The following is a 22,920-nucleotide window of genomic DNA, read 5'->3' as shown; positions in this document are numbered from 1 at the left end:
GTTCTCGAGCTGCCCGATCAGCTCGGAGAGATTTCACCAGTGTCGGCTACGGCCGCGCCGTCTGGGGGTGAAATCGGCAGAACGGGGCGGAGGAATCTGGTGAGCATCACCTTCAGCACCGCGATTTCCGCGGCCGGATCGAGCTCGGGATCCAGGATCACCCGGGAAAGCGGCGCGTCGATCAACGCGGTGAGCCAGTCTGCGGCGACCTTCGGTTCGAAGCCGGGATCGATCCGTCCCGCCCCGATCGCCCGCTCCACGAGGTCGAGGAGGCCATCACGCAGGAACCGGTCGTTGCCCTGGATCAGCTCGGCCAGTTCGGCGTCGCGGGCGCACTGCGCGGCGACTTCCAGGACGAGCTTGGCCACGACGGGGTGCAGGAGCTGCTCGCAGACGTGCACCATGACGTGGAGGATCGATTCCCAGGGATCCTCGAGTTCCCTCGCCGCCGCGAGCAGGGCCGTGGTCTCGTCGGCGTCCTGCTCGAAGATGCCGACGAAGACCGCGCGCTTGTTCGGGAAGTAGTGGAAAAGGCTGCCGGTGCTGATCCCGGCGGCGCGGCAGATCTCCGCCGTCGTGGTCTTCGCGAAGCCCTTCTCCGCGAAGCACACCGTGGCGGCGTCGAGGATCGCGCGGCGCTTCGCCTCGTGCTTGACCGGGTCGACCGTCCTCATTTCACCGCCGGTGGCTCGTCCAGCCACGGATAGCCGTACTCGAGGAAGGCCTTGGCGACGGCTTGGCGATCGACGTCGGCCTTCTCGCGGACCAGTTCCCGGCCGTCGGCGGCGAGCAGGACGAGTTCCTTGCCGTCGAGGAAGACGGCTTCGAGCTCGGCCTCATAGGCGCGGCTGCGGCCCTTTGTGGTCAGCGTGATGCGCGTCGGCGTCACCTTGACGATGAGCCGCTCGTGCGCCCAGACCGCGGCGAACAGCAGGCCGAGGACCAGGCCCGCGCCGATCCCGGCGACCGCACCCCACGGGTGGGGGATGTCCGAGACGAGCTGGAACGGGCCCTTGAACGGGACCCAGCTCAGGGAGACCACCCAGCCCGAGATCGACTGGAGGAACCAGCCGATGGCGGCGCCCGCCAGTGGGCAGCCGAGCCAGGAGCCCGCGCGCAGCCACTGGGGTTCGTCGACGATCGTTTCCATGGGCTCTATTATTAGACCGAGCACTCGGTTTATCAAACCGGGCCGCGTTTGGTCCTCTGAATGCGGGGGAAGGTCTCGGCAAAGTCGCGATCTTGCAGGTCAGGCGGCTATGCCTGCACTGTCACGGGCCGCGCGCACCAGCGGCGGAGCTTGATCGAGCCGGGGTAGGGCAGGCCTGATTCTGGACACCAGCGGGACTTCAGTGTCCACAAGGGACACCGCCAGCCGATCGACTGTCCGATTGATGCCGCTAAATACGTTTCCGCGCGGGGTCGTGAGTGTTAATGAGGGTTAGAACGACCCACATCACTCACGACCCCCTCGCCAAACCCCACAACTCGACCAAATCGGGCACACTTGTCCCGAGAAGTGTCCCTTATGGACAGTCGGGAGCCAGGTGAGGCCCCTTTTGCGTGAATCCGCTCCCGCCGGGTACGCCACGACACGTTCGCCTTGACCCGCTCTAGTAATGGAGCCGACCAGCAGTTATGCGACTTCGCCGGGACCCTAGAATGCGGGGGAAGGCGAGGGGTCAGTCGCGGATTTGTTGCCAGATGAGGAAGTACGCCCGGTGCACGACGTGCGCGACGCGGCTTTGGGCGGGCGTCGCGCCGAAGGACGCGAAGGAGCGCCACCAGCCTGCGCGTTCCAGGGCGTGCGCCGCGAGTTCGGCTCGGGGTGCGCCCGGCTTGCCGAGCTGGGCTCCGATGTCGGCGTTGCTCCCGACCCGCAGGACCTCCTCCGACAGGTCCTCTGGCATGTCGACCGCTCCGGACGCCACCAGCGTGAGCGCTTCGAGCAGCCGGAGCTGGTGCGCCTCGGGCTTGGCGAGCAGGACCTCGATCGCGTCGTGGACCCGCTGCCGTTCGGCCGGGTCGCCCGAGGCGTGGGCGAGCGCGGTGACCGAAGCCAGTGCGGCGGCCGCCTTGATGCCGTCGGCGCGGGCGGCGAAGACGATGCTCAGGCGCTGTCGGACGGCTTCGAGCCCCGAGGCGTCGATGAGCTTCCGACGCAGTGAGCCCGCGGTGATCTCGGGTTCCTTGCGGATCGCCTCGACGGCATACCGGACGCCGAACAGGTCCAGTTTCTCCAGCAGCCGCAGCCGGGTACCCGCCGCGACGTCGCATTCCCAGCTGGTGAAGATGTCCGCCGAGATCAGCATGGTCTCGAGGATGTCGTCGTCCATCTCGGCCAGCTGGCGCAGCGCCTCGGCGTCGCCGGAGGTGAACCCGCCGGACTCCGCCGATTCCGCGATCAGCCCGATCACCGGCAGCACGTCCGCGACGCGGGGTTTCAGCGTCGCGGCCTGCTTCTCCGAAAGCAGCGTCGCGGCCTTCCACACGTCGCCGCCCGAGCCTTCGACCGACTCCGGCGCGATGGTGTCCGCCTTGTTGAGCACCGCGATCGCGTTGACCGGGCCGGCCTCGCGGCTCGCGGTCGCCGCGGTGAACGCGGCGAGCGCCTGCTGGTCGTCCGCGCGCACGCCCTGCGTGACCACGTAGAGCACGGCCTCGGCACCCGCGACAGCGTTGCGCGAAGTGTCATCCAGCTCGTCGGAGCCCTCTTCGTCGTCATCGTCGTCGGCCTTGCGATGCTTCGCCGCGCCCAGCAGCTGCTCGGTCCGCGACACCGACGCGGCGTCGAGCGAACCGAGGCCGGGGGTGTCGATGACGGTCATCCCCTGCAGGACCGCGTTGGTGAGGTACGCCTCGATATGCGAGACCTTCTCGATTTCGATGCCGAGCTCCGCCGGGATCATCCCGTCGGCGGCGAACGGCAGCACCTGCTTGCGGCCGTCGTTGAAGACGATCTCCACGCGGTCGACAGTGCCGTATTGGAACCGGGTCACCAGCCGGGTGCACTCGCCGACGTCGGTCGGCGCGACCCGGCGCCCGATCAGGGCGTTGACCAGCGTGGACTTACCGGATTTGATCCGCCCCGCGACGGCGACCTGCAGCGGACCGCCCAGCCTGCGCAGCACTTCGGCGAATCCGGCGGCGGTCCGCGCGGACACCTGCGGCTGCAGGCGATGGCAGAGGTTCGCCACCGACATCGACAGCGGACCGGCGAGCCGCCCCTGCTCCGTCGGTGACGTCACGGCGCCTGCCCCTCCCAGTCGTCGAGCCTGCCGAGTCGAATCGTGCCATGCCGCTCATCCTCGGGTCGCACCGAAGGTGGTACCGGCGACTGACGCGCGAGCGGCCCGGGCCGACATAGTGTTACCAGGTGCGACGGTTGAGCCTCTGGATGCGTGCCCACCCCATGGCGGGTGACAGTTTCATCGCCGTCGTCCTGTTGCTGACCGACCTGCTGTTCTACGTCGCGGCGGCCGAGACGCCGGAAGTCCCGATGCCACCCTGGTATGTGGCGGTGCCGCTGGACATCGCGATGGTCCTTCCGCTGATCTTCCGCCGGAAGGCGACGCTGTGGTCGGCGTACGCGGTGCTGCTGGTCGGTATCCCGCACGGCGCGCTGGAACTGGGCGTGGCCAGCGCGCTGGCGTTGATGATCAGCATCTACTCGGTGCTGGTCTACGTCGGGCGCAGACAAGGGCTGCTGTACCTGCTGGCGACGCTCGTCATCTCGGGGATCCAACTGCGGGTGGATCCGCCGGAGGACGTCTTGGTGCTGGCCATCATCGGCGTCTTCGCCGCGGCACTGTGCTGGACGCTCGGCGAGTTCGCCGGCGCGAGACGTGCCTATCACGAGGAGGTGGAGGCCAGGTTGCATCTACTGGAGACCGAACGGGACCAGGCGACCAGGATCGCCGTCGGTGAGGAACGCGGACGGATCGCCCGTGAGCTGCACGACGTCGTCGCGCACGCGGTGAGCGTGATGGTCGTGCAGGCCGATGGCGCCTCGTACGCGGTCGACGGGAATCCCGAGATGGCGAAACGGGCCTTGCAGACGATCTCGGAGACCGGCCGCGGCGCGCTCGCCGAGCTGCGACGGCTGCTGGACGTGCTCCGCAGCGACGGTGACGAGGAGCCTCGCGTACCGCAGCCGGACGCCAGCGCGCTGACCGATCTCGCGGATCGCATCCGGCTGGCCGGGGTGCCGGTGACGCTGGCGATCGGCGTGGACGCGCTCGACGGGCTGCCCGCCGGTGTCTCGCTCGGCGTGTACCGGATCGTCCAGGAGTCACTGACGAACACGCTCAAGCACGCCGGGCACGGCGCGCAGGCGGAGGTACTGGTGCGCCGGGAGGCGGACGTGATCGACGTCCGGGTCACCGACGACGGCGCCGGCAACGCCAAACAGCTCGTGCCTGCCGCGACGAAGGCCGCTCCGCACGGAGCGCCCACCGGGCCACGACGGCTCGCGGTCCCCGGCGGGAACGGTTTGATCGGCATGAGGGAACGGGCGAACGTCTTCGGCGGCACGCTGGAGGTCGGCCCCGCTCCAGGTGGAGGGTGGCAAGTGCACGCGAGGCTCCCGGTTAGGTTGGCGACGTGATCCGAGTGGTGGTCGTCGACGACCAGGAATTGATGCGTGTCGGGTTCCGGATGGTGCTGGGCGCGCAGGCCGACATCGATGTCGTCGGCGAGGCCGGTGACGGCGCGCAGGCCATCCGCCTCGCCGAGGAGCTGCGGCCGGACGTCGTGCTGATGGACGTCCGGATGCCGGTGCTGGACGGGGTCGAGGCGACGAAACGGATCGTCGAGGCCGGGACGGCGCGGGTGCTCGTGATGACGACGTTCGATCTGGACGAGTACGTCTATTCGGCGTTGCAGGGCGGGGCGAGCGGGTTCCTGTTGAAGGACACCCAGCCGGATCACCTGGTGTCGGCGCTGCGGGCGGTCGCTTCCGGCGACGCCGTGGTCTCGCCGTCGGTGACGCGGCGGTTGCTCGACCGGTTCGTCGGCGGCGGCGGGAAGCCGATGCGGGACGCGGCCGAACTCGACGTCCTCACCGAACGGGAGCGGGAGGTGCTCGTGCTGATCGCGAAGGGCCTTTCGAACCTGGAGATCGCCGAGACGCTGTTCCTGTCCGAAGCGACGGTGAAGACGCACGTCGGGCGGATCCTCTCCAAGCTGGATCTGCGGGACAGGGTGCAGGCCGTGGTGCTCGCCTACGAGACCGGTCTGGCGCGGCCCGGCGTCACCTGAGAACTCGTCGAGAAAAGTGGTCATTCGGTGAGCACTTTGCGGTGGATCCTTGTCTCCAGAGCCACTACCGGAGGAGAAGGAAATGCTGCGAGGACTCACCACCACCACGTTCTACGCCGACGACATGACCGCCGCGATCGAGTGGTACTCCGACCTCTTCGGGATCGAGCCGTACTTCGTCCGCGACGGCCATGACGAGAAGCCGTCGTACGCGGAGTTCCGGATCGGCGACTACCAGCACGAGTTCGGGCTGCTCCGCGGCGACTACCGGCCCGCGCTCGCCCAGCCCGGCCCCGGTGGAGCGATCGCGAACTGGGCCGTCGACAACGTCGAAGACGCTTTCGCGAAGCTGCTCGAAAAGGGCGCGAAGGAGTACGAGCCGGTGATCGAGCGCGGACCCGGTTTCGTGACCGCGGCGGTCGTCGACCCGTTCGGCAACGTCCTCGGCGTGATGTTCAACCAGCACTACCTGGACGTGCTGGCCGGGAAGAAGTAGCTCCCGGCCAGCACGAACTCAGCGGTACAGGGCGTGATCCGCCGTCTCCGGATCCCTGCCCGCGTCCCTGACTTCGGCCATCCACTTGCCGAAGTCGGGACGCGAGCCGTCGACGTCGGTCAGGCCGTATTCGTTCATCAGCGTCCACGACGCCAGCGTTTTGCCCGCGAACCGCGCGACCTCCGGATCGGTCGCCAGTTTCGCGACGCCCCGTCCGAGCAGCGCCGGGGTCTCCGAGATGGCGAAGTCGACCGGCGCGGTCTTGCCCACCGCGTCCCGCCACGTCTCCTCGGTGACGCCGAAGTGGTCGAGCATCGACTCCGACCTCAGGAAGCCCGGCGTGACGGTCATGCCGACGCAGCCGTACTTCTTCAGTTCCGCTCCCAGCGCCCTGCCGATCGCGCGGATGCCGGACTTCGCGAGGAAGTACGGGATCCCCGCGCCGACGTACTCGTCGTGGTCGCCGTCGGTGACCTCGATGACGAGGCCGCCCTCGGACTTCACGACCAGCGGGAGAAGACGGTGCAGCGCGATCAGATGCGTGTCGATCGCGTTGTGCACCAGCGTGAGCGCGTCGTCGAGGCTCGAATCCCAGTACGCCCGTTCGAAGTCCGCGAACGGGTCACCGCCCCAGACGTCGTCGACGAGGACGTCGATCCGCCCGTCCACTTCGGACTCTATCCGCGCCTTCAGCGCGTCCACATCGGACACCACGGTGAAGTCGGTACGGACGGCGATACCCCGGCCGCCCGCCGCGTCGACGAGTTCCGCAGTGTCCTCGATCGTCTCCGACCGTTTCATCGGTGACCGGTGCTCCCGCGTCGTGCGGCCGGTGACGAACACCGTCCAGCCGAGCCTGCCCAGTTCCACCGCGATCGCCCGGCCGCATCCCCGCGTCGCCCCCGCGACCACGGCCACTCTCTTGTCCATTCAGGACACTCCTTTCCATGCGGTCAGCACCGCGTCCACGTCTTGCCCCACCCGATCGAGGAACCGGCCCTTCGGCCGGATAGACCAGTCCAGCGCGGCCCCGTTCGCCACCCCCAGCAGCACCCGCGCCGCACGGACGACACCCGGCGCACCCGGCAGGTCACGCACCGCGACCCGCGTCAACCGCCGCAATTCCGCTTCCACCGCGGCGAAATGCGCGCCCAGCAGGGCGCGGAGTTCCGGATCGCCGATGTCCACCCCCAGCTGCCCGAGATGGTTCGCCGCCGTTTCCGCCGACCCCAGGCCCTCGTAGACCACGACGATCGCGGCCCGCAGGCCCTCCACGGGATCGGCCAGCTCGCCGCATTCCCGCATCCGCTCGACGACGGTCCGCGTGTTCAACCGGCTCAACGCCTGCAACAGGCCGTTTTTGGAACCGAACCGTTGAGCGAGGGTGCCGACCGCGACCCCGGCCTCCGCCGCCACCTGTGCCAGCGTGAAACCCGGTCCGACCATGCCGATCACGGTCTCCGCCGCCTTCAGCAGTCGTTCGTCGGTGATGGTGCGCGGCCTCGCCATGCAGTTATTGAACCACGGTTCATTAACCCTGGCGATTCAGGGTCGGTCTCAGGGGGCATCACCGATCGCGTACGCCGTCGGGAGACGGCAAGCTACCTCTCAGGTCGGGTATCAGGTTGGCACCTCAGGATGACGCGCTCGGCCACCCACATGGACGACGATTGTTTCGCAGTCGCCGAGGGGAGCAGACATGATCGAGGCAGTGGGCCTCACCAAGCGGTACGGCAAGACACTGGCGGTGAACAACCTTTCCTTCTCCGTCGCGGGTGGAGAGGTCACCGGATTCCTCGGCCCCAACGGGGCGGGCAAGTCGACGACCATGCGGATGATCCTCGGCCTGGACAACCCGACCGCGGGTTCGGTGCGCATCGGCGGCAAGCTCTACCGCGAGCTGAAGGATCCGCTGCGGACGGTCGGCGCCCTGCTGGACGCCAAGTGGGTGCACCCCAACCGGTCGGCGCGGGCGCATCTGCAGTGGATGGCGAGGTCGAACAAGATCCCGGCGGCCAGGGTCGACGAGGTACTCGAAACCGTCGGGCTCACCAGCGTCGCCGGAAAGCGCGCCGGTGGCTTCTCGCTCGGTATGTCGCAGCGACTGGGGATCGCGGCGGCACTGCTCGGCGACCCGGAGGTCCTCCTCTTCGACGAGCCGGTCAACGGCCTCGACCCCGAGGGCATCCTCTGGATCCGGAAGTTCATGCACCGGCTGGCCGACGAAGGCCGTACCGTACTCGTTTCCTCGCACCTGCTTTCGGAGATGGCGCTGACCGCGAGCCAACTGGTGGTGATCGGCAAGGGACAGCTGATCTCCCAGTCCTCCACCGCGGACTTCATTTCCCGTGCCGCCGAGAACACGGTCAAGGTCCGGTCGCCGCAGCTGCCCGCGCTGGGCTCCGCGCTGACCCAGGCGAGCGCGCAGGTCACCGCCGTCGACAACGCCCTCGTCGTGTCCGGAATGGACAGTGACAAGATCGGCGAGATCGCCGCGGCCAACCAGATCGTGCTGCACGAGCTCAGCCCGCAGACCGGCTCCCTGGAGCAGGCCTTCATGCAGATCACCGGCGATTCGGTCGAGTACCACACCGGTCTCGAAGCCGAAGCCGCCGAAGTGGTCGCCGCCCAGTAGCCGCTCACTCTTTTGAGGAAAGAAAAGCCATGACTCTGCTCGCCGTGGAACGCATCAAGCTGTTCACCACACGCTCACCCTGGTGGTGCGCGCTGGCCGCACTGGCGGTCGTGATCGGTTTCGCCGCCATCGTCTCCGCCGCCGCACCCGCCGGAGGACTCACCGACGTCAGCCTGACCCAGTTCGGCTACGGCTTCGGCATGGCCGTGATCATGGTGCTCGCCGCGCTTTCGGTGACCACCGAATACCGCTTCAGCACCATCCGGACCACCTTCCAGGCCGTGCCGAACCGCACCGCGGCGCTGCTGGCCAAGACCGGCGTCGTCGCGATCCTGTCGCTCGTGGTCGGCGAGATCGCCGCGTTCGGCGCCTGGGGCCTCGCCTCGGTCATGCGGCCGGAAGACCTCGCACTGAACACCGCCGCGGAGTGGACCAGTGTCGCCGGGGTGGGCGTGGTGTTCGCACTCGCCTCGGTGATCGCGATCGCCGTCGGCATCCTGATCCGGCACAGCGCCGGCGCCATCTCACTCGTGCTGATCTACGCCCTCGCGGTGGAGAACCTGGTCCGGCTCATCCCGAAGATCGGCAATGACATCTACGAGTGGATGCCGTTCCGTGTCGCCGACAGGTTCCTCACCGGTTCGGGCCCCGCCAGGGCGGAAGCACCGTTGAGCCAGGCCGGATCGCTGGCCTACTTCGCCGGCTTCGCGCTGGTGCTGCTGGTCATCTCGCTGGTCGTCGCGAACAAGCGCGACGCTTAAGGGGAAACAAGGACCGGGCCGCCTATCGGGGGGCAGCCCGGTCCTTTCCCGCGTAACGTCGGAATCCACTGGCGGGAGGGAGGCCTGATGATCGAGGCCGCCGGACTCACGAAACGCTACGCCGACAAGCTCGCCGTCGACGATCTTTCCTTCACCGCACAGGCGGGCCGGGTGACCGGGTTCCTCGGTCCCAACGGCGCGGGCAAGTCCACCACCATGCGGATGATGCTCGGGCTCGACAACCCCACGGCGGGCTCGGTGACGATCGACGGCAGGTCCTACCGCGAACTGCGTGATCCACTTCGGACGGTCGGCGGCATGATGGACGCCACCTGGCGCCACCCCGGCCGCACCGCCCGCGAGCATCTCCGCTGGATCGCCGCGACCAACGGGCTTCCCGACAAGCGAGTCGACGAGGTGCTCCGGCTGGTCGGGCTGGAATCGGTCGCCCGCAAACGGGCCGGGCAGTTCTCGCTCGGGATGTCGCAGCGCCTCGGCATCGCCACGGCGTTGCTGGGCGACCCCCGGGTGCTGCTGTTCGACGAACCGGTCAACGGGCTCGATCCCGAGGGGATCGTGTGGATCCGGAAGCTGATGCACGCGCTCGCCGCCGAGGGCCGCACCGTGTTCGTGTCCAGCCACCTGCTGCCGGAGATGGCGCAGACCGCGCAGGACCTCGTCGTGATCGGCCGGGGGAAGCTGATCTATCAGGGCACGATGGAGGACTTCATCGGCCGGGCGAAGGGCCTCGGCGTGCGGGTCCGCAGCCCGCAGTTGCCCGAACTGCGGACGGCGCTGACCGAGAAGGGCGCCGAATTCCACGAGGACGACGGCGCGCTCGTCGTGTCCGAAATGGACAGCGACGACATCGGCGAACTCGCGTTCGCCGCGGGCGCGACCCTCCACGAGCTGAAGCCGCTCACCGGCTCGCTCGAACAGGCCTACATGCAGTTGACCGCCGGAGCCGTCGAATACGGCACCGGCCAGGTAGCGGAGGTCGTCCGATGACCGCGGTGAACATGCTCCGCGCCGAGCGGATCAAGCTGCTGAGCACACGCGCGCCCTGGTGGTGCGCGGGCATCGCGGTCGTGGTGGCGCTCGCCTACACCGCGTTGTTCTTCGGCTTCGTGCCGATCGAGGGCCAGACAGGCGTCAACTCGACCCAGGTCGCCAGCGCGCTCGGCCGCACCGTGGTGCTCGTCCTCGCCATCCTCGCGGCGGCGACGGAGTTCAGCTGGGGCACGATGAAGCTCACCTTCCAGGCAGTGCCCTCGCGGGTGCCGGCGTTGCTGGCGAAGGGCGCCGTCGTCGGGGTGTTTTCGGGACTGATCGGACTGCTGGTGGGCTTCGGCTCGTGGGCGGTCGCCTATCTGATCAAACCGGCCGCCGACCTGGGGCTGGCTTCGGGAGCCGACTGGCGCGCGGTGGCGGGCCAGGGCCTGACCTTCCTCCTGACCGGGCTGCTCGGCGTCGGCCTCGGACTGCTGTTCCGCAACCCCGCGTTCGCACTCGGTTTCGCGTTGGCCTGGACCCAGCTACTCGAGGGCCTCATCGTGCTGATTCCACGTGTGGGCGACGACATCTACCAGTGGATGCCGTTCTTCGCGGCGAATCAATTTTCCGGCCCGGATCTGACGGTTTCGATGCTGAAACTCCAGCCGCCGATGGGGCCGTGGGGCTATTTGGCTTATTTCGCTGGTATCTGTGTGATTGTCTATACGGCTGGACTGATGATCACCCACCGCCGGGACGCGTGAGCTTTTACCGCCACCAAAGGAGTTAAGTCCACGTTAAGAGGCTGTGGCTTCTCTCACAGGAAGCGGACATACTGTTCCCGACCGGGCGATGCTCGGGATGAGCCTATTTCGGCTCTTCGGCCCCGGAGGTGATCCTTGACGGTGGATTCCGGTCAGGGAGTAGAACGCATGATCCCGAAAGCCCGCACGGAAAGTACGCAGCCGCGGCTCGAGCCCATGCTCGACCTCGAATGGTCACAGGCGATCGAACTGCCCCGCACGGTGGCGTCCGCGACCCGGCCATCCGATATTCGCCGCGCCTGGGTGCACCGCGCGCCCGAAGATCTCGTTGTCGCGCTGTACCGCGCGTCCAGCGGAATGCACGGGGAAATCCCCGCACCGTGGTGGCTTCGCGCCGTCGTGGAAGGCAGACTCGAATCGCGGGAACTCGGTTTCCGCATCGAGGATCGCATCGCGGGCCTGCTCGGCAGGCGTCCCGGTTGGGAATTCGTCCCATGGGCCGCGGACGGGGAATCCGGCTACTGGGAGTTCATCCCTTCCGAACGCGGTGCGTCCGGGCATTCGATCCCGACCACGGTGCTGAACACCAGCCGCCACGACGGCTGGATCGACGTTCTCCCCGCCCACTCCAGCACGACGCCGCCGCCGATCGCGGTCGCCGGATTCGCGGGCCTGCGCTCGCGGCTGGGGGAGTTCGAAGCGGTCCGGTAACCCCACGTTTAATGGGTGGGTGGAAAACGAGGACCAGCCACGGATGCGCAGCGTGGTCAGTTATGTCAAACGCGGCGGCCGGATGACCGTCGGGCAGCAGCGAGCGTGGGACGAGCTGTGGCCGTCGCTCGGCCGCACGGTCGGCGAGCTGCCCGAAGGCCCGGTGGACTTCGACGACTGGTTCGGCAGGCAGGCCCCGGTCATGGTGGAGATCGGCTCGGGGATGGGCGAGACCACATCCCAGCTCGCCGCGGCCGCGCCGGAACTCAACTACGTCGCGGTCGAGGTCTACGACCCCGGGCTCGGCCAGCTGATGTTGCGCGCCGAGAAGCTCGGGGTGAAGAACCTGCGGCTGATGCACGGCGACGCCGTCATCCTGCTGACCGAGCACGTCGAGCCGGGCACGCTGTCCGGGGTCCGGCTGTTCTTCCCGGACCCGTGGCCGAAGAAGCGGCACCACAAGCGGCGGATCGTGCAACCGGAGTTCGTCTCGCTGGTGGCCTCGCGGCTCGAACCGGGCGGCACGTTCCACATGGCGACCGACTGGGAGAACTACGCGGAGCAGATGATGGAGGTCTGCTCGGCCGAGCCACTCCTGCGCAACCGCCACGCCGGCGAGCCCGGCGGCTGGGCCCCGCGCCCGGAGTGGCGGCCGATCACCAAGTTCGAGAACCGGGCCGACGTCGAAGGGCGGATCTCGCACGACTTGATCTTCGAACGGGTCTAGGGTTCGAAGGCCACATCTGACTTGCCTCTCGACAGAACGCCTGAAAGGGCCGGTCAGGACGTCCCCCGTCCTGACCGGCCCTTTCGCACACCCCCGTGCCCACGGGACGCCCCCTGCGCGTCCCCGGTACCCGCTCGTCCCTCCCCCGACAGAGGGACGACCGGGTCACCCGGCTCGTGGGTGGAACCACCGACTCCACCCACGAGACCTGCCCGCCCAGGCGCCATGACGCCATTCGGGCGAACTTTTCACTCGTCGGCGAGCGGCTCCGACTGCACCCGTTTGAGCGCCGGGGTCGAGACGGATGCCCCGAGCAACGCCACCCCGATTCCCAGCACCACGGGCGCCAGCAGCCACGGGCTCAGCACGACCGGGTCCTTCTCGACCATGCTGTAGAGCCCCACGCCGACTCCGATCCCGACCACACCCGCGCCGATGGTGGCCACCATCGCGGGCAGGGCCGCCTCCATCCGCAGCGCCCTCGCCAGCACCCGGACCGGGGTCCCGGCCGCGATGAGTGCCCCGAAGGTGCGACGGCGGTCCATCACCGAGCCGGCGGTCGCGACGGCCGCACTGCACCCGGCGAGCACCCCGGCGGCGATCAGGCCGATCACGGTGACCCGGCGCAGGTCGGCGAGTTCCTGCTGCTGGCCGACCAGGTGCAGGCCACGGCTGCCGACCTCCTGGCCAGGAGCCGCCCCGACCAGCGCGGTCCGCACGATCTCGCCGTTCGCCGGGGTCGTCGGCACGACCACGTCGAGGTACTGCGGCTTGACGTCCGCGGGCAGCAGGGCCGGGTCGATGACGATCGTGCCGTAGGTGTCCTCATCGGACTTGGGGAACGTGTGCGCCGGGACGTTCCCGAGCTGAGTACCGGCCTTGTCGTAGTCCGCCGTCACGCGGTACGACGCCGGGTCGATCTTGTTGCTGCTGTAGATCGCGGGACCAGGACGGCAGGAGCCGCCGATGTTCACCCGAAGCAGCTTCGTGGCGTCTTCGCAGGTCATCACGAAGGCGCGGTTCACCGTCTGGGAGCGGGTTCCCACCTCGCCGGTGGTCAGGTAGACCTGGCCGACCGCGATCGCCTTGTCGGTGATCCCGTTGCGGGCGAGGGAGGCGTTGGTGCCCTCCACGATCTGCTGCGAGTGGGTCGCGTCGGCGTCGGCGTAGAGGACGTTGTCCTTGAAGGTCCGCCCGCCGCCCGCCATCGACTCGAACGAGGGCAGCAGGGTGAGCGCCATCGAGCCGGTGAACACCGCGAGCACGACACCCGCCGTGGCCCGGTAGGCGCTCTTCGGATCGTCACGGAGCCTGCGCCCGGCCAGCAGCGACGCCGGTTTGCGCCAGACGCGGACGAACGTGCCGCCCACCGCCGAGGTGACCCACGGTCCGATGATCGCGGCCGACGCGACCAGCAGGAACAGGCCGAACATCACCATCGGCAAGCTGGCGTTGTCCTGGCTGACCGCGAAGAGGAAGAAGGCACCGGACACGGGGACCGCGAGCAGACGCCACCAGTGCAGCGGCTTGCGAGCGTGCGCCGAGGCCGCGAACAGCGGCGTCTTCAGCACGCGGCGGATGCCGAGGACCCCGGCGAACACGACCAGCAGCGGGATCGCCACGGCGACCGCGATGGTCGAGCCGAGCGAAAGGCTGAAGTCCGACGCGAGCCAGGTTCCGCCCGCCCAGGGGACGAACGTCGAGAGGCCCTGTAGCGCCGGTGCCACGAGGATGCCGAGCAGGGCGCCGACGACCGCGGACAACGCGGTCTCGGCGGCGACGATCTTCGTCACCTGCCCCGGGGTCGCGCCCGCCAGCCGCAGCGCCGCCATCCGCAGCTCACGCCGGGCGGCGGTGAGCCGGGCCGAAGACGCGACGAGCACGAGGCTCGGCACGAGCAGGACGATGACACCGACCCACGCGAGCAGTTCGAGCATCGGGTCGGGTTTGGCCTCCTTGTTGGGAAAGCCGTCCGCGGCCTGCGCCGACTGCGGCATCGACTCCGGGGTGTGGCCGACGACGGCGACCAGCTGCTCCGGATACATCAGCGAGTCCGGGCCGAGCGAGTCGACGAGTTTGCCGAACCGGTCCCCGAGCTGGGCCTGCGGCGTCGACTGGATCAGTTTCCCGAGCTCGGGCGAAACGATCGACTCGCCGGGGCCCGGCAGCTTCGGGATGCCCGGCGGCAGGCTCAGCATCGGCGAAGTGCCGGTCTGTGCGATGTCGACGCGGATGATCTCGCGGTCACCGGAGTAGTCCTTGTTCGCCGCCATCAGCAGCGGCGCCGGACGCTGGGCCTCCCCCGAAGTGGAGTAATAGCTGTGGATGTCCTGCCAGATCGCCCGCTGTGAGCGGGCCTGCGTGGCACCCGGGAGGGAAGCCAGCAGGAGCACCAGACTGGTCGCGACGGCGACCCCGACCGCGGTGAGGATGGCCGACGTGCGGGTCCGGCGGTCGACCCGGAGCACCCGCATGGCCAGCTGGAAACTGTTCATCAGGCGGCCAGCCTCGTCGCGATCAGGCCGTCGCGGATGGAGACGGTGCGCGGCATGGCTTCGGCGAGTTCGCGGTCGTGGGTCACCACGATCACCGCGGCGCCGCTTTCGGCGGCGGCCGCGAGCAGGGCGTCCATGGTGGCGCGGCCGGTGCGGGTGTCGAGCGCGCCGGTCGGCTCGTCGGCGAAGATCACCTTCGGCCGGTGTGTCAGCGCCCGCGCGATCGCGACGCGCTGCGCCTCACCGCCGGAAAGCTCACCGGGGCGGCGCTTCTCCTTGCCCGCGAGACCGAGTTTCGCCAGCCATTCGCGGCCGGCCTCGATGGATTCCTTGCGGCCCTTGCCACTCAGCAGCGACGGCAACGCGACGTTCTCCTCGGCGCTCAATTCGGCGACGAGCATCCCGGACTGGAACACGAAGCCGAACTCGGTACGCCGCAATTCGCTGCGCTTGCGCTCGTTAAGCTGGTCGACGCGCTGCCCGGCGAGGAAGATCTGTCCGGAGTCGGCGCGGAGAATCCCGGCGAGCACGTGCAGCAGGGAGGTCTTGCCCGAGCCGGACGGCCCGACGATGGCGACCGCGTCACCCGCCTGGATGTCGATGTCGATCCCGGCCAGCGCGTACTGCGTGCCGTACCGCTTCACCAGCCCGCGGCCCGAAAGCACCGGCTGCCCTGTCCACTGTGGATCTTCCACCGTGATCTCCCTAGTCAGTAACCTTGTGTTCTGCTTCGGGGAAGAGCTTCGCTTCGAAGGGCCTGTGTCCACTTCGGGCAGACGGCCAGTGCTGATCATGCGCGCATCGGCCGATCGGCCGACCCAGGTCGGACCGGTCGGCCAAGGTGCGGACGGCGGCGAATCCTCTACCGTCACGGTGTGACAGCAGGTCCATCCCAGAACAAGTTCTATGCCCGCGCGAGTTCGCTCGTGCGCCGCCTCGGCATGCCCACCGTCGTACTGCTGGCCGCGCTCGCGTTCGACCTGTTCTTCATCACCGACGCCGCACTCGACAACACCGGCCCCCGCGGCATCGACCTGCTGCTGTTCCCCGGCATCTTCGGGATGGTGTTCTGCGCGCTTTGGGCACAGAGACGGGCCGCCGTCGCCGCCGTCGCGGCTTCGGTCGTGCTGGTGGCCTACACGCTGGTCGTCCGGTATTTCGACATCCCGACCTACTCGAGCGTGCTCGCCCACCTGTCCATCACCGAGGTGGTGGCCGGGGTCGAGGTGCTGTTCTACGCGGCGCGCCGGACGCGGCCAGGTGTCGCGTTCGCCGTGATCAGCGGGCTGGTGCTGGCGACCCTGACCGCGGTGTCCGGCCGCTACTACTACGGTGGCGGTTCCAACGGCACCATGGCGCAGGCGATGTTGTTCGGCGGGATCCTGCTCGGCGGAACGCTGGTCTTCGCGATTCCGGGGCGCGACCGCACGGCCACCCCCAGAAGCTACGAGAAGCTGCAGAAGGTCAACAAGCTGGTGCTGGGCCAGTGGCCGCTCATCGGCATGCTGAGCATCGCGCTGCTCCTGGAATTCGGCTTCACCTACGCCACCGGGGCGCGCGGCCTGCCCATCCTGGTCTGCTCGATCATCGCCGGGATCATCGCGGTCGCCGCGCCACGGCGACCGGCCGACGCGATAGTCGCGCTCGCCGCCGTCATGCTGCTTTCCACGCTGGTCACCCCGTTCCTCCGGCTCGGCTACGACTTCCCGCTGCCCGGCGGCGTGCCGGGGACACAGATCGTCGCGGGGATGGGAGTGGTCGTCTCGCTGGTCCGCGCGGCCGGGCTCGCCAAGGCCATGCCACGGCTCGCGGTGCTGACCGGGGTCGTCGCGGTTTCCTCGATCCTCAACACCAAACGGCCGAGTTCCAGGCTGATGACGGATCCCGACGACATCGCCGGGTACGGGGTCGTGGCGTTACTGCTGCTCGGCATCGCGGTGGCGGTCGGCCTGGCGCTGCGTTCGCGGGACTCGGAGCGCACGCAGGTCATCCAGTCGGCGATCAGCGACGCGCAGACATCGGAGCGGATGGCGCTCGCGCGCGAACTGCACGACGTCGTCGCGCACCACGTCACCGGGATCGTCGTGCAGGCGCAGGCGGCGAAGATGATGGGTGAGAAGAACCCACAGGTCGCGGTCGAGGCGATGGGCCGGATCGAGGACGCCGGGGTGGAGGCGCTCGCGGCGATGCGGCGGCTCGTGCGGAGCATGCGCGGCGACGCCCCGGCCGGGAGCAGCGAGTTCAGCGAACAGGCCACCACCGATCTGGCCGCCGACCTGCGGACCTTGATCGAGCGGTCGAACCACGGCGTGGAGACGTCGATGAAGCTCGAACTGCCGCCGAACGTGCCGCACGAGGTCGGGCGGTCGGCGTTGCGGCTGGTGCAGGAGTCGCTGACGAACGTCGGCAAGCACGCGTCCGGCGCGACGGAGGCGCTGGTCATCGCCGAGGTGGTCGAGAACGAACTGCACCTCCAGGTGACCGATGACGGACGCGAGCCACAGGGCCGTCCGGCAGGCGGGTCGGGCGGCTACGGTCTGATCGGCATGCGCGAACGCGTCGCCCTGCTGCACGGCCGGCTCTCCGCCGGACGGGCGCCGGGCGGCGGCTGGCGCGTCGAAGCGTGGCTACCACTTGAAGGAGAAGAGTGATCCGGGTACTGATCGCCGACGACCAGGACATGGTGCGGATCGGCTTCCGGATGATCCTGGACGCGCAGGACGACATCGAGGTCGTCGCCGACGTGGCGGACGGCGTCTCGGCGGTCGCGAAGGCGCGTGAACTGCGGCCGGACGTCTGCCTGCTGGACATCCGCATGCCGGGGATCGACGGGCTCGAAGTCACCAAGCAGCTGGCAGGCCCGGACGTCACCGATCCGCTCAAGGTGGTGGTGGTCACGACGTTCGATCTGGACGAGTACGTGCACACCGCGCTGCGGAACGGCGCGAGCGGGTTCCTCCTGAAGGACGCCGGGCCCGCGCTGCTGATCGAGGCGGTGCGAGCGGCCGCGCGCGGTGACGCGCTGGTTTCGCCGCAGATCACCGTCCGGCTGCTGAAGCATTTCGACGGTGGGACGGTGAAACGCGACGTCAGCCCGCCTTCGGAGCCGCTGACCGCGCGAGAACTGGACGTGGTCAAGGCGGCCGCGAAGGGGCTGACGAACACCGAGATCGGGGCCGAGCTGTTCCTGTCGCTGTCGACGGTGAAGACACATCTGGCCTCTGTGCAGGGGAAGGTCGGTGCGCGGAACCGGGTGGAGATCGCCGCCTGGGCGTGGCGCAGCGGGGTCGTCGACTGAAAGTAAGCTCTTTTCATGCAACGCCGTTTCCACGCTCCTGTCGTACTCCCCGCCGACCCCGCTTGCTCGTTGCTGCGTGACGCTGTGGTCGATGTGGACGAGACGGGGCGTATCACCCATGTCGGTCCCGCATCCGGGGCTCCGGAAACGTCCGCTCCCGTGACCCGGTTGTGCGGCATCCTCCTGCCCGGTCTGGTCAACGCGCACGCGCACAGCCCGATGACCCTGCTGCGCGGGATGGGCGGCGACCTGCCGCTGCTGCGGTGGCTGACCGAGATCATCTGGCCTGCCGAGGCGAAGCTGAAGCCCGCCGACATCCGCACCGGCATGGTGCTCGGCTCGGTCGAGATGCTGCGGCACGGTGTCACGACCAGCGCGGAGATGTACTTCGAAGGCGAACAGCTCGCCGACGCGGTGCTCACCACCGGTGGCCGCGTACTGCTGGGCCCGCCGATCATGGAACTGCCGGGGATGGACTGGCGCGCGATGCTCAAGGGCATCGAACGCTGGATCGACACCGACGGCCTCCGGTTCGGCCCCGGTGAGCGGATCGAGGTCGGCTACGGACCGCACTCGGCGTACATGCTGAACGCCGAAGCACTGCGCGCCACCGCGGAATCGGCGGCCGAGCGTGGCGCGCTGGTGCAGATCCACGTGGCCGAGGCGGCGCTCGAAGACGTCAAGCAGCGCGAAGAGCACGGCTCGGTGCCCGCGCTACTGGAGAAGGTCGGGATGCTGCGCGGCCGCACGCTGGCCGCGCACGCCATCCACCTGTCCGACGAGGACATCGCGCTGTTCGCCGCCCGCGGGGTCGGCATGGCGCACTGCCCTGGCTCGAACGCGAAGCTCGCTTCGGGCATCGCGCGAGTCACGGAGCTTCGGAAGGCCGGTGTCGCCGTCGGGCTGGGCACGGACGGCCCGGCGTCGAACGACGACATCGACCTGTGGGAGGAGCTGCAGCTCTCGGCGATGTTCGCGCGGCTCGCGACCGGGGAATCGACCGTGCTGACCGCGGCCGACGCGTTCCTGCTCGGCACCCGCGGCGGCGCGGACGCGCTGGGCCGAGCCGACATCGGCGCGCTGGAAACCGGCCGGTGGGCGGACATGGTGCACGTCGACCTGGACGACCCGGCCTTCGCGGCGGGCATCGACGTCCCGGACGAGCAGCTGCTCTCGAACCTGGTGTGGGCCGCGGGCTCGCGCCGGGTGCGCGACGTGTGGGTGGCGGGCGAGCAGGTGGTCGGCGACGGCGAATCCCTGCGGGTGGACCGCGCGAAGGTGCAGGCCGAAGTCGCCGAAACCTCGGCGCGGCTGCGCTCTTAACTCACCTACGCAGCCCCCCACCCGTCCCAGGGGGCGGCCCCGAGGCCAGTCTATCGGGGGTTGGGGCTGGGGCCTGCGGAAAAGTGCCGATCAGGGCCTGGTTGTCCACAACGGGGCGGGGCTGTGGACAACTCGCGGCTGGCGGTGGAACCCGAGTCCGGGGTTCCCAATGTCGCATTCGAGACGCTGAGGGTCTCGAATGCGACATTGGGAACACGCGGGCGGCGAAGCGGGCGGGGGGCTAGACCAGGCCTCGGGGCCGGAGGGTCACCTCGGTCGGGTGCGCGTCGCCGGTGGCGGAGACCGCGGCGACGACGGCGGCCGCGACGGATTCGGGGCGCAGGAAGCGTTCCGGCTCGTAGTCGCGCCCTTCGTCGGCGACGATCGCCTGCTGCATCTCGGTGTCCGTGCGGCCGGGGTAGATCGATGTCACCCGAAGCACGGACTCCTCCTCCCGCAGCGAGTCGGCGAAGGCCCGGACGGCGAATTTGCTCGCGGCGTACGGACCCCAGCCCGGCCGCGCGTTCTGCCCGGCACCTGAGTTGATCACGACGACGTGCCCTTTCGCGGCGCGCAACGCGGGCAGCAGCTGCCTGGTCAGCGTGACCACCCCGAGCACATTGACCTCGAAGTTCGCCCGCCAGTCGGCGTCGGTCGCGGTTTCGACCGTGCCGAGCCGCGCGACACCGGCCGAGTGCACCAGCACGTCCAGCTCGCCGAATTCGGCGGTCGCGGCTTCCAGCGTCTCGGCGTCGGTCAGGTCGACCGGCCACGGCCTCGCGCCGGGCAGCGTTCCGGCGAGTTCGCCGAGCGCGTCGGCGTCGCGTCCGCCGAGCAGTAGCCGGTGGGTCGGGGCGAGCGCGCGGGCGACCGCGGCACCGATACCGCGGGTGGCGCCGGTGACGAGAGCCAAGGGGAGATCAGCCATGGCTGCCACGCTAGTACGGCGGTCTCGCGTGATCGAAAGGGTATCTCGCGTGATCAGACGGCCAACTCGCGTGATCAGACGGCCAACTCACGTGATTGGAAGGCGAACTCGCGTGATCAGGGGCCGCAGACGACCGGTGGCGACGCCACCCGGGGGAACCGCACGGAGCCCCGCGCGAACGACCCGATGAGGTTGTCCGCGAACCGTCCCGCCGTCAGCGGATCCCGCACCGACGCGTCGATCGCCACGAGCTCCGGGCAGCTGAGCGCCAGTCGCGCGGCGGCGACGTCCTCGGCACGGACCGGACCGCCCTCGGGGATCGGCAGCCGCGCCGAGTTCGCCAGTTCCCACACCGGGGGCAGCCATTTCTGGTGCCCGGGGCGGCCGTTCGGGAACGACGTCGAATGCGCGGCGAACGGGTTGGCGAGGCCGTAACCGTCACGCAGCCGCATATCGAGCGGGATCAGCACGCCGAGCGCGCCCATGCTGTCCGCCGCGACGGTCACATACGGCCTGTCCGTCGGGTACGCGTACCAGCTCCTTGTCGAGTAGTCCTGGATCAGCACCGCCGGGCCCCGCACCCCGCGGATGGCGTCCAGCACCGTCGGCATCGACGGATGGTCGGCGTAATCCTCGGCCAGGATCGGATGTTCGTGCCCGGTCGCCCGTGACCAGTAGGCCCGCTCGTCGGTGATGCCGACGGCACGCGGCGCGGCCGAATACGGCGGACGGAGCGACCCCGCGGCCACGACCGCCCAGATCCCGACGCCGACCAGAAGTACCGCGGTCGCCCTCGTCACGGGCAACGCCAGTACGGGCAGCAACAGGCAGAACAGCGCCGGGAGCAACATGCGCCCGTGCATGAAATCCCCGCCGACCCTGATCACGTACAGCGAAAGCAGGACCGCGCCGATGAGCGGGACCGCCGCCAGCACCACGAAGGTCCTGTCCATAGTGGACATCACGGTCAAGACTGCGGCGGCAAGCAGGAGGATCGGGACCAGTAGCCAATACGGCTGAGCGAGGTCGGTGAGGTACGCCCAGCCGCGAGCCCAGTTCGCCTCCGACGCCTCCTTGACCAACGCGGTGTTCGGCGTCAACAGACCGTAGTAGCCCATCCGGAACACTTGATACGCCAACGGGAGCGCGGCCGCGGCGGCCAGCAGGCCCATCGCTCGACGCCGTCCTGGCCTGAGAAGAACAAGCAACGCCAGCAACGCGACGACGCTGAAGAGCGCGAGATCCGGCCGCACCAACGGCCCGAGACCGGCGACGACGGCGACCGGCCAGGTCCGCAGTCCATCCACTGTGGACATACGGCGGACGAGCAGCCACCAGGTACCGCCCAGCCACAAGGTGATCAGGCCGGTCTCCAGCCCGGACGTCGCGAAGTCGCGGAACGGCGGCAGCGCGCAGATCACCAGCGCCCCGGCGGGCGCGAGGCCGTGGAACGCCAGCGGCTGATAGAGCCGCCGGGCGCCGTCCAGGCCGAAGAACAGCCCGGCGACCGAGAAGACCAGTCCGGTCACCACGGAGATCCATTCCAGCGGCACCCCCGGGATCAGGCCGAGAACGCTCAGTATCGCCGTCCACAAAGGACTGGTGTTGGTCTCGACCCGCTCGCCGATGTTGAACACCGGCCCGTTGCCCGCGAGGATCTGGCGTACCGTCCGCAGCACGATCAGGCCGTCGTCGCTCATCCAGCGGCGACGCCAGGCGAGGTCGGCGTAGACCACCAGCACCAGGCCGAACCCGAGCCACGTCCAGGTCGACGGCCGCCGGAACCAGGCACGTGAAGGCCACACGGGCGTGCTTTCGCTCGCCGTCGTACTCGTCTGCGTCATGGCCCCGCCCGGCTCGGTTGCGTCCGCAGGGAATCAGGTCCGCGGCCCACGAGTCAAACCGCGACGGCGAGCAGGCAGGCCTGCGGCCACTTCTTCCCGGCCAGCTCCAGCCGCGCGGTGACCTCGAATCCCGACTGGCCGAGCAGCTCGGCGATCCGGGGCGGTCGCAGCAGGTAGGCGTCGTAGGTGACCGGGTGGCCGTACGCCCTCTCGGGACTCAGGCGCTCGTCACCGACGTGGAAGCCGATCAGCAGGTGCCCGCCGGCCACCAGCGTCCGCCGGAACTCGGCGAACACGTCCGGCAGGGTCTCCGGCGGCAGGTGGAAGATCGACCACCAGGCGACGAGGCCGCCCAACGTGCCGTCGGGGACCTCGAGCGCGGTCATCGAGCCGACCTCGAACCGCAGGTCCGGGTACTGACGCCGGGCGATCTCGACCATCTTGGGCGACAAGTCGACACCGGAGACGTCGAGGCCGAGCGAGGCCAGCTGAGCGGTGACATGGCCCGGTCCGCAGCCGACGTCGGCGACCGGGCCACGCACCTGCTCGGCGAATCCGGCCAGCATCGCGCGACTGACCGGCTCCTGGTCGAACAGTGGTTTGACCAGCGTCACGTAGTCCTCGGCGACGGTGTCGTAGGACTCGCGGGTGGCGTCGAGATGGGAGGTCACGGTGGGCGACGGTAA

Annotated in this window: 22 protein-coding genes; 12 read left to right on the top strand and 10 right to left on the bottom strand. The window is 69.1% G+C overall.

The features are described from left to right. Window positions 1-17: 17 nt before the first annotated feature. The 3 genes from ACZ7KI_RS27180 to ACZ7KI_RS27170 form a co-directional block, all read right to left on the bottom strand. Window positions 18-674 carry a TetR/AcrR family transcriptional regulator gene (locus ACZ7KI_RS27180; protein ID WP_470275895.1) on the bottom strand — a complete coding sequence of 219 codons (657 nt, stop codon included), beginning with the start codon at window positions 672-674 and terminating at the stop codon, window positions 18-20. Continuing rightward, window positions 671-1,150 carry a YqeB family protein gene (locus ACZ7KI_RS27175; protein WP_470275894.1) on the bottom strand — a complete coding sequence of 160 codons (480 nt, stop codon included), beginning with the start codon at window positions 1,148-1,150 and terminating at the stop codon, window positions 671-673. Before ACZ7KI_RS27175 ends, ACZ7KI_RS27180 begins: the two co-directional genes overlap by 4 nt. Before the next feature lie 532 nt (window positions 1,151-1,682). Next, the gene (locus ACZ7KI_RS27170; protein ID WP_470275893.1) at window positions 1,683-3,248 is read right to left on the bottom strand and encodes a dynamin family protein; all 1,566 of its coding nucleotides are present in this window, start codon (window positions 3,246-3,248) and stop codon (window positions 1,683-1,685) included. A gap of 149 nt (window positions 3,249-3,397) precedes the next feature. On the opposite strand from ACZ7KI_RS27170, the gene ACZ7KI_RS27165 reads away from it, so the two are divergent. From ACZ7KI_RS27165 to ACZ7KI_RS27155, 3 genes are all read left to right on the top strand, one after another. Further along, a complete protein-coding gene (locus ACZ7KI_RS27165) occupies window positions 3,398-4,606 on the top strand; it encodes a sensor histidine kinase (protein ID WP_470275980.1) in 1,209 nt (402 codons plus the stop codon). Then, window positions 4,603-5,259: a response regulator gene (locus tag ACZ7KI_RS27160; protein WP_005167029.1), complete on the top strand. Its 657-nt coding sequence runs from the start codon at window positions 4,603-4,605 to the stop codon at window positions 5,257-5,259. Before ACZ7KI_RS27165 ends, ACZ7KI_RS27160 begins: the two co-directional genes overlap by 4 nt. An 82-nt stretch (window positions 5,260-5,341) precedes the next feature. Further along, window positions 5,342-5,755 (top strand): VOC family protein, encoded by a 414-nt coding sequence (locus ACZ7KI_RS27155; protein WP_470275892.1) that lies wholly within the window; start codon window positions 5,342-5,344, stop codon window positions 5,753-5,755. A gap of 18 nt (window positions 5,756-5,773) precedes the next feature. Here the strand turns inward: ACZ7KI_RS27155 and ACZ7KI_RS27150 are convergent, their stop codons facing one another. Both ACZ7KI_RS27150 and ACZ7KI_RS27145 read right to left on the bottom strand, forming a co-directional pair. After that, window positions 5,774-6,685, bottom strand: a complete 912-nt coding sequence (locus ACZ7KI_RS27150) for an SDR family NAD(P)-dependent oxidoreductase (protein ID WP_470275891.1) — start codon at window positions 6,683-6,685, stop codon at window positions 5,774-5,776. Continuing rightward, window positions 6,686-7,264 carry a TetR/AcrR family transcriptional regulator gene (locus ACZ7KI_RS27145; RefSeq protein WP_470275890.1) on the bottom strand — a complete coding sequence of 193 codons (579 nt, stop codon included), beginning with the start codon at window positions 7,262-7,264 and terminating at the stop codon, window positions 6,686-6,688. Between the two features lie 190 nt (window positions 7,265-7,454). On the opposite strand from ACZ7KI_RS27145, the gene ACZ7KI_RS27140 reads away from it, so the two are divergent. The 6 genes from ACZ7KI_RS27140 to trmB all read left to right on the top strand — a co-directional run bounded on the left by ACZ7KI_RS27140 (window position 7,455) and on the right by trmB (window position 12,346). Further along, entirely contained in the window at window positions 7,455-8,390 is a 936-nt protein-coding gene (locus ACZ7KI_RS27140) for an ABC transporter ATP-binding protein (RefSeq protein ID WP_470275889.1), read from the top strand. A gap of 29 nt (window positions 8,391-8,419) precedes the next feature. Then, on the top strand, window positions 8,420-9,151 hold the full coding sequence (locus ACZ7KI_RS27135) for an ABC transporter permease (protein WP_470275888.1): 732 nt from the start codon (window positions 8,420-8,422) through the stop codon (window positions 9,149-9,151). Window positions 9,152-9,238: 87 nt separating this feature from the next. Then, complete coding sequence (locus ACZ7KI_RS27130; RefSeq protein WP_470275887.1) at window positions 9,239-10,159, top strand: ABC transporter ATP-binding protein; 921 nt, start codon at window positions 9,239-9,241, stop codon at window positions 10,157-10,159. Then, window positions 10,156-10,908, top strand: coding sequence for a hypothetical protein (locus tag ACZ7KI_RS27125; RefSeq protein WP_470275886.1), 753 nt, complete (start codon window positions 10,156-10,158; stop codon window positions 10,906-10,908). Before ACZ7KI_RS27130 ends, ACZ7KI_RS27125 begins: the two co-directional genes overlap by 4 nt. Window positions 10,909-11,076: 168 nt before the next feature. Beyond that, the gene (locus ACZ7KI_RS27120; protein ID WP_470275885.1) at window positions 11,077-11,619 is read left to right on the top strand and encodes a hypothetical protein; all 543 of its coding nucleotides are present in this window, start codon (window positions 11,077-11,079) and stop codon (window positions 11,617-11,619) included. Window positions 11,620-11,662: 43 nt separating this feature from the next. Then, window positions 11,663-12,346 carry a tRNA (guanosine(46)-N7)-methyltransferase TrmB gene (gene trmB, locus ACZ7KI_RS27115; RefSeq protein WP_470275979.1) on the top strand — a complete coding sequence of 228 codons (684 nt, stop codon included), beginning with the start codon at window positions 11,663-11,665 and terminating at the stop codon, window positions 12,344-12,346. Window positions 12,347-12,594: 248 nt separating this feature from the next. On the opposite strand, the gene ACZ7KI_RS27110 is transcribed toward trmB, so the two are convergent. Together ACZ7KI_RS27110 and ACZ7KI_RS27105 are read right to left on the bottom strand one after the other, a co-directional pair. Beyond that, window positions 12,595-14,841, bottom strand: coding sequence for an FtsX-like permease family protein (locus ACZ7KI_RS27110; RefSeq protein ID WP_470275884.1), 2,247 nt, complete (start codon window positions 14,839-14,841; stop codon window positions 12,595-12,597). Further along, window positions 14,841-15,536 carry an ABC transporter ATP-binding protein gene (locus ACZ7KI_RS27105; RefSeq protein WP_470275883.1) on the bottom strand — a complete coding sequence of 232 codons (696 nt, stop codon included), beginning with the start codon at window positions 15,534-15,536 and terminating at the stop codon, window positions 14,841-14,843. The genes ACZ7KI_RS27110 and ACZ7KI_RS27105 overlap by 1 nt, the downstream gene beginning before the upstream one ends. Before the next feature lie 180 nt (window positions 15,537-15,716). Between ACZ7KI_RS27105 and ACZ7KI_RS27100 the strand changes: the two genes are divergently transcribed. From ACZ7KI_RS27100 to ACZ7KI_RS27090, 3 genes are read left to right on the top strand one after another with little or no spacing between them, the layout of a single operon-like run. Beyond that, window positions 15,717-17,492 carry a sensor histidine kinase gene (locus tag ACZ7KI_RS27100; protein WP_470275882.1) on the top strand — a complete coding sequence of 592 codons (1,776 nt, stop codon included), beginning with the start codon at window positions 15,717-15,719 and terminating at the stop codon, window positions 17,490-17,492. Next, window positions 17,489-18,139 (top strand): response regulator, encoded by a 651-nt coding sequence (locus tag ACZ7KI_RS27095; protein WP_038521866.1) that lies wholly within the window; start codon window positions 17,489-17,491, stop codon window positions 18,137-18,139. Before ACZ7KI_RS27100 ends, ACZ7KI_RS27095 begins: the two co-directional genes overlap by 4 nt. 15 nt (window positions 18,140-18,154) lie before the next feature. Then, complete coding sequence (locus ACZ7KI_RS27090) at window positions 18,155-19,462, top strand: amidohydrolase family protein (protein WP_470275881.1); 1,308 nt, start codon at window positions 18,155-18,157, stop codon at window positions 19,460-19,462. 241 nt (window positions 19,463-19,703) lie between these two features. Here ACZ7KI_RS27090 and ACZ7KI_RS27085 read toward each other — a convergent pair whose 3' ends face one another. The 3 genes from ACZ7KI_RS27085 to ACZ7KI_RS27075 form a co-directional block, all read right to left on the bottom strand. Beyond that, entirely contained in the window at window positions 19,704-20,390 is a 687-nt protein-coding gene (locus ACZ7KI_RS27085; protein WP_470275880.1) for an SDR family oxidoreductase, read from the bottom strand. 116 nt (window positions 20,391-20,506) lie between these two features. Next, a complete protein-coding gene (locus tag ACZ7KI_RS27080; RefSeq protein WP_470275879.1) occupies window positions 20,507-22,234 on the bottom strand; it encodes an arabinofuranosyltransferase AftB family protein in 1,728 nt (575 codons plus the stop codon). Window positions 22,235-22,287: 53 nt separating this feature from the next. After that, window positions 22,288-22,905, bottom strand: coding sequence for a class I SAM-dependent DNA methyltransferase (locus ACZ7KI_RS27075; RefSeq protein WP_470275878.1), 618 nt, complete (start codon window positions 22,903-22,905; stop codon window positions 22,288-22,290). Between the last annotated feature and the right edge of the window lie 15 nt (window positions 22,906-22,920).

It is taken from the genome of Amycolatopsis sp. NPDC039088, assembly GCF_055598845.1.
Note: the sequence above shows the minus strand (reverse complement) of the source record. Positions and strands in the feature narration are given on the sequence as shown.

What these genes read in the sequence shown, in the direction of transcription:
- ACZ7KI_RS27180 (WP_470275895.1), bottom strand. Translation starts at nt 674, where the DNA reads ATGAGGACGGTCGACCCGGTCAAGCACGAGGCGAAGCGCCGCGCGATC.
- ACZ7KI_RS27175 (WP_470275894.1), bottom strand. Translation starts at nt 1,150, where the DNA reads ATGGAAACGATCGTCGACGAACCCCAGTGGCTGCGCGCGGGCTCCTGG.
- ACZ7KI_RS27165 (WP_470275980.1), top strand. Translation starts at nt 3,398, where the DNA reads ATGCGTGCCCACCCCATGGCGGGTGACAGTTTCATCGCCGTCGTCCTG.
- ACZ7KI_RS27155 (WP_470275892.1), top strand. Translation starts at nt 5,342, where the DNA reads ATGCTGCGAGGACTCACCACCACCACGTTCTACGCCGACGACATGACC.
- ACZ7KI_RS27150 (WP_470275891.1), bottom strand. Translation starts at nt 6,685, where the DNA reads ATGGACAAGAGAGTGGCCGTGGTCGCGGGGGCGACGCGGGGATGCGGC.
- ACZ7KI_RS27145 (WP_470275890.1), bottom strand. Translation starts at nt 7,264, where the DNA reads ATGGCGAGGCCGCGCACCATCACCGACGAACGACTGCTGAAGGCGGCG.
- ACZ7KI_RS27140 (WP_470275889.1), top strand. Translation starts at nt 7,455, where the DNA reads ATGATCGAGGCAGTGGGCCTCACCAAGCGGTACGGCAAGACACTGGCG.
- ACZ7KI_RS27135 (WP_470275888.1), top strand. Translation starts at nt 8,420, where the DNA reads ATGACTCTGCTCGCCGTGGAACGCATCAAGCTGTTCACCACACGCTCA.
- ACZ7KI_RS27130 (WP_470275887.1), top strand. Translation starts at nt 9,239, where the DNA reads ATGATCGAGGCCGCCGGACTCACGAAACGCTACGCCGACAAGCTCGCC.
- ACZ7KI_RS27125 (WP_470275886.1), top strand. Translation starts at nt 10,156, where the DNA reads ATGACCGCGGTGAACATGCTCCGCGCCGAGCGGATCAAGCTGCTGAGC.
- ACZ7KI_RS27120 (WP_470275885.1), top strand. Translation starts at nt 11,077, where the DNA reads ATGATCCCGAAAGCCCGCACGGAAAGTACGCAGCCGCGGCTCGAGCCC.
- trmB (WP_470275979.1), top strand. Translation starts at nt 11,663, where the DNA reads ATGCGCAGCGTGGTCAGTTATGTCAAACGCGGCGGCCGGATGACCGTC.
- ACZ7KI_RS27110 (WP_470275884.1), bottom strand. Translation starts at nt 14,841, where the DNA reads ATGAACAGTTTCCAGCTGGCCATGCGGGTGCTCCGGGTCGACCGCCGG.
- ACZ7KI_RS27090 (WP_470275881.1), top strand. Translation starts at nt 18,155, where the DNA reads ATGCAACGCCGTTTCCACGCTCCTGTCGTACTCCCCGCCGACCCCGCT.
- ACZ7KI_RS27085 (WP_470275880.1), bottom strand. Translation starts at nt 20,390, where the DNA reads ATGGCTGATCTCCCCTTGGCTCTCGTCACCGGCGCCACCCGCGGTATC.
- ACZ7KI_RS27080 (WP_470275879.1), bottom strand. Translation starts at nt 22,234, where the DNA reads ATGACGCAGACGAGTACGACGGCGAGCGAAAGCACGCCCGTGTGGCCT.